Consider the following 12,550-nt stretch of genomic DNA (forward strand, 5'->3'; position numbering starts at 1 on the left):
GACGGTTGTCGTCTTGGTCTTGGTATTCTTCGTAGTTTTGATTTTTAGACATGGATTGCTCTCTAGGTTGATAGGATGCCGACGGTTTACGGTGATGTGGCCGTACCTGAAGGCGGAGCAGAGCTTTTTGTTGTGAAATCAGATTTCACTTTAATACTCTGAGGCCGTCTGAAAATATTACAGATAGAGTGTTCTGCGTGTCATGTTTCGCAGCGTGTGTTTAGATTGTTCAGACGGCCTGAGGGGTTAGTTTTGCTTTGCCGTCAAAAGCGACAGCAAGAGTCTTTTTTCATTTTCGGTCAAACCGGTTTGAATACTTTTTTGCTTTAAAGTTTCGATTTGACTGTATTTTAATTCATTTAACAACTTTTTCATGCCGATTTGGAAACTTTCGCAATCTTCTTCGTTATCCCCTTCCATTTCTTCAGAATGAAGGGTTGATAAAAAGATTTGATTGACGGTTTCCTCATAGGGTGAACCACGCATATATTCAAGCACTTGTGCAGTTGCAGGAGTCGTATCGTGATGCTTGATGGTTTCGGCCAAATTGGCAAGGCAGGCGAAGTCGCCGCTTAAAGCCAGATAATCGGGCAGGTCTATATATGAAGCCCAAGCCGGATTTATCAAGAGGCTGCGTATCTGTCTTTGAACCAGTGTCAGCATGGTTGGCTGTTTGACAGAAATAGGCGGCAGTTTGTAACTTTTTTGTTTGACGTGCCGCTTTGGCGCTTCTTGTCCGAGTAACTGTGCGAGGTTGTCCGGGTCAATGCCTACGAGCTCGCTGAGTTTTTGTTTCAGAAGATAGCCCAATGCCGGTGCGGTAATCTGAGCCAAAAGCGGAGAACTGGTTTTGACCAATTCTGCTTTGCCTTCTTGCGTATTGAGGTTGAGGCCGTCTGAAAGATGTTCCCAAAAGTATTCGGATAGGGGCTTGCTTTGGTTTAACAAGGCATCTTCAAATTGAGTCTTGCCATAGGCGCGGATGTAGCTGTCTGGGTCGTGTTCTTCAGGTAAGAATAGAAAATGCAGCGATTTATCGTCTTTTAATTGCGGCAACGCATTTTCCAGCGCGCGCCAAGCCGCTTTACGTCCTGCGCCGTCGCCGTCAAAACAAAAATAAATACTGTCGGCCTGGCGCATCAGGATTTTGACGTGTTCCGCCGTGGTTGCCGTACCTAAAGCCGCTACGCCGTAGCCGACGCCGAACTGCGCCAATGCGACCACGTCCATGTAGCCTTCGACCACCAAAATCCGTCCAGCCTCTTTTACGGCAGCACGCCCTTCATATAGCCCGTAAAGATTTTTCCCTTTGTCAAACAAAGGAGTATCGGGCGAGTTCAGGTATTTGGGTTTTGAGTCATCCAACACGCGGCCGCCAAAGCCGATGACCTGCCCACGCGGATTACGGATAGGGAACATAATCCGATGGCGAAAACGGTCGTAATGTTTGCCTTCGTTGTCGATGACCATGCCCGTATCCACCAATGCAGTATTCGGATAGGGTTGGAACACTTGCGCCAAAGGTTGCCAACCGTCAGGTGCATAGCCCAAACCATAATGCGCGATGACTTCCGCACTCAAGCCGCGTTTGTCTAAATAAGCCTTCGCCGCCGGATTGAATTTCAACTGTTGCGCGTAAAAATCCGCTGCCGCTGCCGTCGTTTCTTCCAAAGTCTGTTGTTTTTTCTTACGTTCGGCACGGATTTCGGGATTGTCTTCCTGTCCACGAACTTTAGGCACCGTCATACCGACGCGATCAGCCAAAAACTGTACCGCCTCCGGAAACGACAGCCCTTGATGTTCCATCACAAAACCAATTGCCGAACCATGTGCCCCGCAACTGAAGCAATGGTAAAACTGCTTGGTCGGGCTGACCGAAAACGACGGCGTTTTTTCCTTGTGAAACGGACAGCAGGCCATATAGTTCGCCCCGCCTTTCTTCAGCGGAACCTGCTCGTCGATAATATCGACAATATCGACTTTGGACAAAAGCTCGTCAATGAAATCAGATGGAATCATGGCTCGGTAGAAGAGGATGGACGGAAAACATTTCAGACGGCCTTATAAACAGACAAAGGCCGTCTGAAAATGGAATTTTGGATGAGGGTTAAAATGAGTTTTGTATTATAGCAAATTGTTGTCATACATGTGTCCTATCCTTTTGAGGTAGATTATTAATAATCGTATTTCATTCGTAATTAAGATGGATATGATGTCGCTAAAGCAAAGGCCGTCTGTAAGATATTCAGACGGCCTTTTCTGTTGTCTTATTTTGCGATTCAGTTGCGCTTTCATGGTATGAATATGATAATGAACGTATATCCTTGTTTTTAGAAAGGTCGTTTCTCATGAAAGATTTTGCCCGTTTGCTCAATCATCCCGATATTTCCTTTGTTTCGATTCCAGATGCCATTAGAGTTGATAACCCTGCAACAGGTGAGGCTTTGGCGTTTGTCCGTAAGACTGATTCAGACGGCCTGAAGCTTTTGATTCAAAAGGCAGAGGCAGCACAAAAATTATGGGCGGCAAAAACTGCGTTGGAGCGGGCCGATGTGTTGTGGCGCTGGTATTTTCTGATTAAAGAAAACAAAGAAGAACTGGCGCGTATCATGACGATGGAGCAGGGCAAAAGCCTGACTGAGGCGCGTGGTGAAATCGATTATGCGGCTTCGTTTGTGCGCTGGTTTGCGGAAGAGGCTCGGCGGATTGACGGCGATGTGCTGACGAGTGTGAAAGCATCGCAAAAACTGGTTGTATTGAAGCAGCCCGTCGGCGTTACTGCTGCGATTACGCCGTGGAATTTCCCGTCCGCGATGATTGCGCGCAAGGCTGCGCCTGCTTTGGCGGTTGGTTGCGCGATGATAGTCAAACCAGCATCACTCACGCCTTTGAGTGCGTATGCATTAGTCGTTTTGGCTTATGAAGCGGGCGTGCCGCAGGATTTGTTGCCTGTTGTCAGTGGTAGTGCTTCGGAAATCAGCCATGAATTTGCCACAAATCCAACTGTGCGCAAAATCAGCTTTACCGGCTCAACCGAAGTCGGCGCGAAAATTTTTGCCGACAGCGCGGCAGACATTAAAAAACTCAGTTTGGAACTGGGCGGCAATGCGCCGTTTATCGTGTTTGACGATGCCGATTTGGACAAAGCCGTTGAAGGCGCGCTTGCCAGCAAGTTCCGCAACAGCGGTCAGACCTGCGTCTGCACCAACCGCGTTTACGCTCAATCCGGCATTTACGACGAATTTTGCCGCAAATTAAGTGAAAAAGTGGCTGCGCTCAAATTGGGCAACGGCTTGGAGGATGGCGTAAACCAAGGGCCGCTGATTGAGGAAAAAGCGGTGGAGAAAGTCGAGCAGCACATCGCCGACGCGCTTGCTAAAGGCGCAAGTTGCCTGACCGGCGGCAAACGCAGTGCATTGGGCGGAACATTTTTCGAACCAACTGTTTTAAGCGGCGTTACGGCGCAAATGGCGGTAGCTCGCGAGGAAACCTTCGGGCCGTTGTGTCCGGTGTTCCGTTTTGAAACCGAAGCCGAAGTCATCGAGGCTGCGAACAATACGGAATACGGTTTGGCAGCTTACCTTTTCACCTCCAATACCGCCCGCCAATGGCGCGTCGGCGAAGCCTTGGAATACGGCATGGTCGGCATCAATACGGGCTTAATCAGTAATGAAGTGGCACCGTTTGGCGGCGTGAAACGCAGCGGTTTGGGACGTGAAGGCAGTAAATACGGTGCGGACGAGTATTTGGAATTGAAATATTTGTGCATTGATGTAGCGGAATAAAGCTGCACAGTAAAGGCCGTCTGAAATTCGGTTTTCAGACGGCCTTTTTTAAACGCAGAAAAGGTATTGGGTAATTTTCATATTATGAGAACGAGCTTTATAAAAAAAGCAAAACCATAAGAAACAAAGTTGCAAAAATTTTGTCACATATATATAAAATTAGCTTAATAACTATTTTATATGTTTTTAATTTCATTATATGTGTATTCCAAATTTCTGGAGTTAGTTTTTCTTTAAGCGAAGGCAGCGGAAATTCTGGTACCTATATCGGCGGCAATACAACAGTGAGCAAGGCAGGATTGGTTCTTTTTGCTCACACAGTCTGGCTCATATCGATAGCGTGGGAACTTTATCTAGGCTGTAATTTTTGGTATGATTTTTATAAAAAAGGTGATGTGAATGTTGAAGAAATTTTTAATTCTGTTTTGCGTAGCTTTCATCGGCGCATGTAGTTCCTTTGATGGGGATGGTTTGACAAATGGCTCATATTCTCAAGGGAAACGGCTTGACCCGAATTGTGATCATTATGCTGTCGGCAGTAGTGGTGGCGGTTGTACACCGTCAGGTCAATGGCATCTTAAAGATAAACAAGGACAAAGAGTGCCATTCTAGTTTTTAAAAATGATTGTAGAACGGGCATTTAATTATTTAGGCCGTCTGAAATTTGGTTTTCAGACGGCCTTTGTTTTAGAGTAGATCCTGGATGGCTGAACGTTCTTCTTCTAATTCGGCCAGTGTGGCGGCAATACGTTTTTGGCTGAATTCGTCCGACAAATCTAAGCCTTGGACGATGCGGTAGCTGCCTTCGTCACAAATGACGGGGAAGCCGAAAATCAAACCTTCGGGAATGCCGTAAGAGCCATCGGATGGAACGCCCATGGTCACCCATTTGCCACTGCTGCCGAGCAACCAGTCGCGCAGGTGGTAGATGGCGGCATTGGCTGCGGAGGCCGCGGACGATGAACCGCGCGCGGCGATAATGGCGGCACCGCGTCCTGCGATTTTCGGCATGAAGACTTCGGTGTTCCAGTCAGGTTCGGTAATCATGTCTTGGACGGACTCGCCGTTGCTGGTGGCGTAGCGGTAGTCGGCGTACATGGTTGGGCTGTGGTTGCCCCAGACACACATTTTCTCGATGGAAGTAATCGGGCGGTTGATTTTTTCGGCAATTTGGCTGACGGCGCGGTGATGGTCGAGACGCATCAGGGCAGTAAAATTTTCCGGCGGGATGTCGGGTGCGGATTTCATGGCGATGTAGGCGTTGGTATTGGCCGGATTGCCGACGACGAGGACTTTAACGTTGCGATTGGCAACTTTGTTCAACGCCGCGCCTTGTACTTTGAAAATTTCGCCATTGGCGTGCAGCAAGTCGGCGCGCTCCATACCTTGCGTGCGCGGGCGTGCACCAATCAAGAGGGCGATGTCGGCATCTTTGAAGGCGACTTCGGGGTCGTCTGTGGCGAAGATGTCGGCAAGGAGCGGGAAGGCGCAATCTTGCATTTCCATGATCACGCCGCGCAATGCCTGTTGTGCTTGCGGCAGGTCGAGCAGCTGCAGGATAACGGGTTGGTCGCGTCCGAGCATGATGCCGCCGGCGATACGGAAGAGGGTGGCGTAGGCGATTTGGCCTGCCGCGCCGGTAACGGCGATTCGGACGGGTGGCTTGAGGGTCATATTTTTCCTTTTGAAGTTGTTGTTTTACTTAATTTTTGGATTATAGCAGCATTATGGGGAGAATGATGTAGAAAGGCCGTCTTAAATTTGATTTTCAGACGGCCTGAAGTGTTTGAAAAGATTATTCGCCGTTTTTCTTTTCAGCTTGTTCTTCTGCTGCTTCATAGGCTTCGACGATTTTCTGCACCAAAGGATGGCGGACAACATCTTCGCTGGTGAAGGTGTGGAAATACAGGCCTTCTACATCGCGCAGTTTTTCGCGTGCATCTTTCAAGCCGGATTTGATGTTGCGCGGCAGGTCGATTTGGCTGATGTCGCCGGTAATGACTGCTTTGGCACCAAAGCCGATACGGGTCAGGAACATTTTCATTTGTTCGGGCGTGGTGTTTTGCGCTTCGTCCAAAATGACATACGCGCCATTTAAGGTGCGGCCGCGCATATAGGCCAGCGGCGCAATTTCAATCAAACCTTTTTCCATCAATTTGGTTACGCGGTCGAAACCCATCAAATCATAAAGCGCATCGTAAAGTGGTCGCAGGTAGGGATCGACTTTTTGTGCCAAATCGCCCGGCAGGAAGCCTAATTTTTCTCCTGCTTCGACTGCGGGGCGCACCAAAACGATGCGTTCGATTTGGTGTTTTTCCATGGCATCGACTGCGGCGGCAACGGCAAGATAGGTCTTACCCGTACCAGCAGGGCCTAAGCCGAACACGACATCGTGGTTGAGCAAGGCGCGGATATAGCCGTTTTGGCGCGGGGTACGGCCGCCGATGCTGCCGCGTTTGGTGCGGAAATAGTATTGTTGGTCGTGGTGTTTTTCTTCGTGTTTTTCATCTGCGGTTTTTGCTTCGACGGCCGCAAGACTGATGGCGTTGTCGTCCAAGTCGCCTTTTTCTGCGGCTTCAGCAAGCGACAGCAAGGCACGACGGCCGGCGTGTGCCAGTTCGCCCATGAATGTGAAATGTTCGAAGCGGCGGCTGATTTGGATATCAAGGGCTTTGCCTAAGGCTTCGAGATTGCTGTCGAGCGCGCCGCACAGGCGTTGCAACACGGTATTGTCAATTTCTTCAAACTGCAGATGGACGGTGTGGGTCATATTGGTTTCCGTAAATAAATCTAATTTTTCCGTATTATACCCTTGTTCAGACGGCCTGCTTTATAATACGTCGCTTCTTTTTAATAAACCGTTTCAATCAAAATGAATCACACTGCTTCTCCTCAATCGGAATTTCTGCGCGGTATCAAAGAATGTTCCCCCATGCTGATCGGCTTGTTGCCGTGGGCGCTGATTTTGGGCATGCAGGGTGGGCAGAAAGGAATGAGCTGGCTGGAAATGCTGCTGATGACGGGCATGAACTTTGCCGGAGGTTCGGAATTTGCCGCAGTCAATTTGTGGGCAAATCCTTTGCCGATTATGCTGATTGCAACGGTTACATTTATGATTAATTCGCGCCATATCCTGATGGGTGCGGCGATTGCGCCGTATATGAGGGATATGCCGCTGAAAAAGGCGATGCCCGCGCTGTTTTTTATGTGTGATGAAAGCTGGGCAATGGCGTTTGCTGAAATTCAAAAGCGTAAGGCGGCAGGTTTGCCTGCATTCAATATGCCGTTTTATGCCGGCGTGTGCTTTATTTTGTATGTAACGTGGATTGGTTTTGCAGCATTTGGTGCGGCAGTCGGCCCGATGTTCGGCGATGTAGCGGCTTTGGGCTTCGGCATGGCGTTTCCTGCGGTGTTTTTGGTGTTGCTGCGTGGTATGTGGAAGAGCTTTGCGGCTTCACGCCCTTGGTTTGTCAGCCTGATTGTGGCGTGCGCAACTTATTTGACCGTGGATGGCGCATGGTATGTTCCGGCCGGGACGTTGTCGGGCTTGTTGGCGGCGTATGTGTGGGGAGAGCAAAAATGAAGGATTTGTTGTCGCTGCAATCGTTTTTGCTGTTTTTAAGCATGTTGGCCGTTACTTATTCAACCCGATTAATCGGCTTTTTTGCATTGCGCAACCGTACATTGAGCCGTCGTGCGCAAGTAGTTATGGAGGCTGCGCCGGGCTGCGTGTTGATTTCTGTGATTGCGCCTTATTTTGTATCGGACAAACCGCATGAGCTGATAGCTATTGCTTTGACGGTATTGGCGGCCAGCCGGTTTTCGATGTTGGTGACGGTATTAATCGGCGTTGGCACTTCGGGCATACTCGGTTATTTGATGAAATAAAAAATTTTCAGACGGCCTTACTTGTTATAATGGCCGTCTGAATTTTTTGATAAAGCAAAAACATGGCAAACCAACGACTCATCTATGGCTTTCACGCCGTCAATGCCCGTTTGTGGCAAAACCCGAAATCGATTACCGAACTCTATATCCAAGAGGGCAAATCTGATGCGCGCACCCGCGACGTATTGGATAAAGCGGCCTCTGAAAACGTGCGCGTGCATTTTGCCGATGCCGATCGCCTGAATGCCATCAGCAAAGGGGCGCGCCATCAGGGCGTGGTCGGGTTTATCGACGCTTCCAAAAACCATGTTCATTTGGAAGATGTGTTGGAAAACCTGAGCGAACCACCGTTTTTGCTGGTATTGGACGGCATTACCGATCCGCACAACCTCGGCGCGTGCCTGCGTACTGCCGATGCGATGGGGGTGCATGCCGTGATTGCGCCCAAAGACAAAAGCGCTGGCCTGAATGCGACTGTCAGCAAAGTTGCCTGTGGCGCAGCGGAAACTGTGCCGTATATTACCGTAACCAATCTTGCCCGTACTTTGCGTGAGCTGAAAGAATACGGCATTTGGATTGTCGGCACGGACATGGGCGGCGACTCCGACCTTTACCACTGCGACTTGCCCGACAGCGTGGCTTGGGTAATGGGCAACGAAGGCGAAGGCATACGCCGCCTGACGCGCGAACATTGCGACATGCTGGTGTCGATACCCATGTTCGGCACGGTCGAAAGCATGAACGTGTCCGTCAGCGCAGGCATGGTGTTGAGCGAAACGCGCCGTCAACGGGTGTTGAAAGCAGAGAAATAACGCTTAGGTTTGTGAACGGAAGACGTCGTCTGAAAAACGGAAATTTGGTTTTCAGACGACGTTTGTTATGGTGGATTAAAGTTAATCCGCGTATATAGTGGATTAACTTTAAACCAGTACGGCGTTGCCTCGCCTTGCTGTACTATTTGTACTGTCTGCGGCTTCGTCGCCTTGTCCTGATTTAAATTTAATTCACTATAAATAGCGCGGATTCTGAGAAGTCGCAGTCATGAATACGGCGCGGAGAGGTCGTCTGAAAATCAGACGGACATATTGAGATTATTTGAAAGCAGCCTGTATTTTGGCAAACGAAACTCAAGCTGCTTTTGCATTTTCAGACGACCTCCACCCGCAGCGCATCCACAATCAACTTAAACACATTCGAATGCCCGCGGCGGCTGGGGTAATAGAGGTAAAGCGGTTCGTAAGTCATAGCATACTCAGGCAACAGCTCGACCGGCTGCCCTGAATGGAGTGCGTCTGTGGCGATGATATGCGGCAGCCAAGTGATGCCGAGGTCGTCTGAAAAGAGTTTCGGAAAAATTTTTATACCAATATTTTTAAAACGGCTTTCTAGCAAAGTTGTTACTTATCTGAGAATTCATGTAAGAATAATGTGTTTTAAAACAATAGTATAGCTTGATTTTTACACAAGAAAAAGGTTGCCATCCTATGAAATGCTCTGTATGCTTTCAAACACGTTTTGTTGATAAATTCAAGAGAAGTAAAAATGAAAATTAACTATTTGGAAATTAAAGGATTTAAAAGTATCCAAAATGTAGAGCTAAAAGATGTTTCTCCTTTTATGGTTTTAGCGGGGGCAAACGGTACGGGTAAAAGCAATTTTGTCGATGCCTTGGTATTTTTATCAAAAGTGATTGATATGGGAGTGAGCAAGGCGGTATCTGAGTTTGGTGGTATAGAAAATTTAATTGGTCCTAACCATAATGCTAGAGTCATTGGCTACAAAATAGAATTTGAAATTGAAAAACAAATTTATCAATATGAAATAAGGGTTACTTTGAACAATATCGCTTCTAGAATCAAAGACGAGTCGCTAAAGATTCTTAAAGATGGGCAAATAATCTTTGATAGCGATAAAGTACGCAAAGAACTAGAAGCAAAGAAAGAAAGTAATACGTCAGATGATTTAATTGGTGCAGGGTTACTAGGTGCATTGGGGGGGCTTATCTGGGGTGCGATGAAAGATAGCGATCAAATCGGTCAGGATATAATCAATGGTGTGGCGACAGGTGTCGGATTAAAATTATTAACCGATGAAAAATATTCATCTGACGACAGTTTTCTCCGACAAAATAAAGAATTTCAAGGTTTAAGAAACGTTAAGATATTCCGTATCGACCCTTTTACCATCAAAAATCGCCGCAGTACCGCCAACAATCCTAGGGAACTTAACCGTGACGGTAGCAATATTGCTGCAGTTCTAGAAAAACTTGAAAAAGACAATGAATTACGCGAGCAAATCATTGAATGGATGAGCGTGATTGTGCCCGAAATGAAGAAAGTTTCTGTTAAAACACAAAATATAGACAATTCAAAAGGGCTATTTTTCGAGGAAGACAGCGGCGATCGCTTTCCCGCCCATATGGTTTCTGACGGCACAATTTATGCCTTGTGCCTGCTAGTTGCCGTTTTAACGCGTGTAAAACAGCCTGGTATTACCATCATTGAAGAACCTGAGCGAGGCTTGCATCCGAAAGCCATCGGCGAACTTATTGACTTTATTCGTGAACATGCAAGCACTCACCATCCCATTATTCTGACAACTCATAGTGAATCAGTAGTGCGCAGCCTAGAATTGGAAGAATTATATTTTGTCAGTAAATCTCAAGGCAAAACCCAAATTAAAGATGTTCGGAAGTCGGGTGTCGATAAAAACAAAATTCCGTTAGATACGGCTTGGCTGACCAATCTGCTGGGAGGAGGATTGCCATGGTAAAAGTCGGATTTATTGTTGAAGGGTCATGCGAAAAGATTATTATCGAATCAGAGGCATTCAAGACCTTTTTACACAGGAATGGTTTTGAGCTGATTGAACCTGTTATCGATGCTAATGGTGCAGGTAATTTATTGCCTCATAATATTGAGCCCTTTATTGGTGTTTTGGAAGCAAATGGAGCAGAAAGACTGTATATTTTGACGGATTCGGACGGACGCCCTGTTGAAGATGTTAAGGAAAGAATCAATCACGCGAAAATTACTGCCTATTTTATTACGGTTAAAGCGATAGAAGCATGGTTTTTAGCAGATACTCAAGCCATGAAAAAATTTTTAGAAATTGAAGATTTTGCAGGAGAACAGTTTCCGGAAGAGACGCCCGAATTGCCTTGGGACAGAATCAGCAAAATTGTCAAAGAAACCGGTTCTGCCAGAGGACCGGGAAACAAAGTTGGCTTTGCTAAGAAGATGATTAAATATTGGGAATTTTCAATCGAAAATGCTGCCACGCATCCAAACTGTCCGAGTGCAAAATGTGTTGTCGCACATTTTCAATCTAATATATAAAAATCGTCTGAATGTATAGTTTAAAGATGGCCAATAATATTGCTCTACCATCTCTATATTGAAAATTCTTCTACTCTTTCTAAGATAAAAATGTCGTCTGAAAACCAAGTTTATTTTTCAGACGACATTTTTTTATAATTTGCTATTAACAAATGATATTCTGACGTTGAGTTATCAGTCATAGAATGCAGTGCTCTTAGGCAGATTTGTTCGATTGATTTAGGTATTGCTATTGAAATCGGAATCTTCGGACCTCTTTTTAACTTTGCAGCAAGCCAAAGAATATTTCATCATTTCTTATTTGGAAAATATGTTGTTCATAAATTGAGATTTATTGCTTAATCATTTATCCGTACAATCCGCCTCATCAAATATTTTAAGGAGGCAGTGATGAAAAAAATGCCTGTATTGTTTGTCGGGCATGGCAGTCCGATGAATGTGTTGGATAAGGAAAATCCTTTCAACCAAAATCTCAGCCTGATTACGCAAAAATTTGCCAAACCTAAAGCGATTTTGATGATTTCGGCGCATTGGTACAGCAGCCGTTTGCAGGTTACATCGGGCGAAAAGCCTGAAATGATTTATGATTTTTACGGATTTCCTGAAGAACTCAGTCAGGTGCAATATCCGGCACCCGGTTTGCCTGAGTTGGCGGAGCAAGTGCGGTCGTTCTTGCAGCCGGAGAATGTCGAGCTGAACCCGACACGCGGTTTTGATCATGGCTCTTGGGCGGAGACCTTTGCAAAATTCCCCAAAATCCCCTAAATTCCCACCAAGACATTTAGGGGATTTTTCATGAGTACCTTCTTTCAGCAAACTGCTCAAGCCATGATCGCCAAACACATCGACCGCTTCCCACTATTGAAGTTGGATCAGGTGATTGATTGGCAACCGATCGAACAGTACCTAAATCGTCAAAGAACCCGTTACCTTAGAGACCACCGCGGCCGTCCCGCCTATCCCCTGTTGTCCATGTTCAAAGCCGTCCTGCTCGGACAATGGCACAGCCTCTCCGATCCCGAACTCGAACACAGCCTCATCACCCGCATCGATTTCAACCTGTTTTGCCGTTTTGACGAACTGAGCATCCCCGATTACAGCACCTTATGCCGCTACCGCAACTGGCTGGCGCAAGACAACACCCTGTCCGAATTGCTAAAACTGATTAACCGCCAACTGACCGAAAAAGGCTTAAAAGTAGAGAAAGCATCCGCCGCCGTCATTGACGCCACCATTATTCAGACCGCCGGCAGCAAACAGCGCCAGGCCATAGAAGTCGATGACGAAGGACAAGTCAGCGGCCAAACCACACCAAGCAAAGACAGCGATGCCCGTTGGACAAAGAAAAACGGCCTCTACAAACTCGGTTACAAACAACATACCCGTACCGATGAGGAAGGCTATATCGAGAAACTGCACATTACCCCCGCCAATGCCCATGAGTGCAAACACCTGTCGCCGCTGTTGGAAGGACTGCCCAAAGGTACGACCGTCTATGCCGATAAAGGCTATGACAGTGAGGAAAACCGGCAACATCTG

The 12,550-nt window shown here is 47.0% G+C and carries 11 protein-coding genes and 2 pseudogenes; 8 read left to right on the forward strand and 5 right to left on the reverse strand.

Annotated features, from left to right (window positions below; all coding sequences use genetic code 11):
- Nucleotides 1-246 precede the first annotated feature (246 nt).
- On the reverse strand, nt 247-2,019 hold the full coding sequence (dnaG, locus tag ACTHSP_RS12540; RefSeq protein WP_314513667.1) for a DNA primase: 1,773 nt from the start codon (nt 2,017-2,019) through the stop codon (nt 247-249).
- Between the two features lie 329 nt (nt 2,020-2,348).
- Between dnaG and ACTHSP_RS12545 the strand changes: the two genes are divergently transcribed.
- A complete protein-coding gene (locus ACTHSP_RS12545; protein WP_440346201.1) occupies nt 2,349-3,785 on the forward strand; it encodes an NAD-dependent succinate-semialdehyde dehydrogenase in 1,437 nt (478 codons plus the stop codon).
- A 687-nt stretch (nt 3,786-4,472) separates the two neighbouring features.
- Here ACTHSP_RS12545 and ACTHSP_RS12550 read toward each other — a convergent pair.
- Nucleotides 4,473-5,459: a malate dehydrogenase gene (locus ACTHSP_RS12550; protein WP_440346202.1), complete on the reverse strand. Its 987-nt coding sequence runs from the start codon at nt 5,457-5,459 to the stop codon at nt 4,473-4,475.
- A gap of 121 nt (nt 5,460-5,580) precedes the next feature.
- Nucleotides 5,581-6,555 carry a PhoH family protein gene (locus ACTHSP_RS12555; protein ID WP_004520317.1) on the reverse strand — a complete coding sequence of 325 codons (975 nt, stop codon included), beginning with the start codon at nt 6,553-6,555 and terminating at the stop codon, nt 5,581-5,583.
- Between the two features lie 102 nt (nt 6,556-6,657).
- On the opposite strand from ACTHSP_RS12555, the gene ACTHSP_RS12560 reads away from it, so the two are divergent.
- The 3 genes from ACTHSP_RS12560 to rlmB all read left to right on the forward strand — a co-directional run bounded on the left by ACTHSP_RS12560 (nt 6,658) and on the right by rlmB (nt 8,485).
- Entirely contained in the window at nt 6,658-7,368 is a 711-nt protein-coding gene (locus ACTHSP_RS12560; protein WP_314513661.1) for an AzlC family ABC transporter permease, read from the forward strand.
- Entirely contained in the window at nt 7,365-7,673 is a 309-nt protein-coding gene (locus ACTHSP_RS12565; protein ID WP_003680717.1) for an AzlD family protein, read from the forward strand. Before ACTHSP_RS12560 ends, ACTHSP_RS12565 begins: the two co-directional genes overlap by 4 nt.
- A 62-nt stretch (nt 7,674-7,735) precedes the next feature.
- On the forward strand, nt 7,736-8,485 hold the full coding sequence (gene rlmB / locus ACTHSP_RS12570; protein WP_315094852.1) for a 23S rRNA (guanosine(2251)-2'-O)-methyltransferase RlmB: 750 nt from the start codon (nt 7,736-7,738) through the stop codon (nt 8,483-8,485).
- Nucleotides 8,486-8,577: 92 nt separating this feature from the next.
- On the opposite strand, the pseudogene ACTHSP_RS12575 reads toward rlmB, so the two are convergent.
- A pseudogene (locus ACTHSP_RS12575) lies at nt 8,578-8,685 on the reverse strand (IS5/IS1182 family transposase); the annotation flags it as partial.
- A 134-nt stretch (nt 8,686-8,819) separates the two neighbouring features.
- Nucleotides 8,820-9,065 carry a LysR substrate-binding domain-containing protein gene (locus ACTHSP_RS12580; RefSeq protein WP_225522870.1) on the reverse strand — a complete coding sequence of 82 codons (246 nt, stop codon included), beginning with the start codon at nt 9,063-9,065 and terminating at the stop codon, nt 8,820-8,822.
- Nucleotides 9,066-9,215: 150 nt separating this feature from the next.
- On the opposite strand from ACTHSP_RS12580, the gene ACTHSP_RS12585 reads away from it, so the two are divergent.
- From ACTHSP_RS12585 to ACTHSP_RS12600, 4 genes and pseudogenes are all read left to right on the forward strand, one after another.
- Nucleotides 9,216-10,445, forward strand: coding sequence for an AAA family ATPase (locus ACTHSP_RS12585; protein ID WP_128582602.1), 1,230 nt, complete (start codon nt 9,216-9,218; stop codon nt 10,443-10,445).
- A complete protein-coding gene (locus ACTHSP_RS12590; RefSeq protein ID WP_314513938.1) occupies nt 10,439-11,011 on the forward strand; it encodes a DUF4276 family protein in 573 nt (190 codons plus the stop codon). Before ACTHSP_RS12585 ends, ACTHSP_RS12590 begins: the two co-directional genes overlap by 7 nt.
- Nucleotides 11,012-11,401: 390 nt before the next feature.
- Nucleotides 11,402-11,743 (forward strand): annotated as a pseudogene (locus ACTHSP_RS12595) (dioxygenase family protein); the annotation flags it as partial.
- 63 nt (nt 11,744-11,806) lie between these two features.
- A partial coding sequence (locus ACTHSP_RS12600; protein ID WP_440346203.1) for an IS5 family transposase occupies nt 11,807-12,550 on the forward strand: 744 nt, incomplete at its 3' end.

Source organism: Neisseria sp. P0001.S005, from assembly GCF_051963715.1.

What these genes read in the sequence shown, in the direction of transcription:
- dnaG (WP_314513667.1), bottom strand. Translation starts at nt 2,019, where the DNA reads ATGATTCCATCTGATTTCATTGACGAGCTTTTGTCCAAAGTCGATATT.
- ACTHSP_RS12545 (WP_440346201.1), top strand. Translation starts at nt 2,349, where the DNA reads ATGAAAGATTTTGCCCGTTTGCTCAATCATCCCGATATTTCCTTTGTT.
- ACTHSP_RS12550 (WP_440346202.1), bottom strand. Translation starts at nt 5,459, where the DNA reads ATGACCCTCAAGCCACCCGTCCGAATCGCCGTTACCGGCGCGGCAGGC.
- ACTHSP_RS12555 (WP_004520317.1), bottom strand. Translation starts at nt 6,555, where the DNA reads ATGACCCACACCGTCCATCTGCAGTTTGAAGAAATTGACAATACCGTG.
- ACTHSP_RS12560 (WP_314513661.1), top strand. Translation starts at nt 6,658, where the DNA reads ATGAATCACACTGCTTCTCCTCAATCGGAATTTCTGCGCGGTATCAAA.
- ACTHSP_RS12565 (WP_003680717.1), top strand. Translation starts at nt 7,365, where the DNA reads ATGAAGGATTTGTTGTCGCTGCAATCGTTTTTGCTGTTTTTAAGCATG.
- rlmB (WP_315094852.1), top strand. Translation starts at nt 7,736, where the DNA reads ATGGCAAACCAACGACTCATCTATGGCTTTCACGCCGTCAATGCCCGT.
- ACTHSP_RS12585 (WP_128582602.1), top strand. Translation starts at nt 9,216, where the DNA reads ATGAAAATTAACTATTTGGAAATTAAAGGATTTAAAAGTATCCAAAAT.
- ACTHSP_RS12590 (WP_314513938.1), top strand. Translation starts at nt 10,439, where the DNA reads ATGGTAAAAGTCGGATTTATTGTTGAAGGGTCATGCGAAAAGATTATT.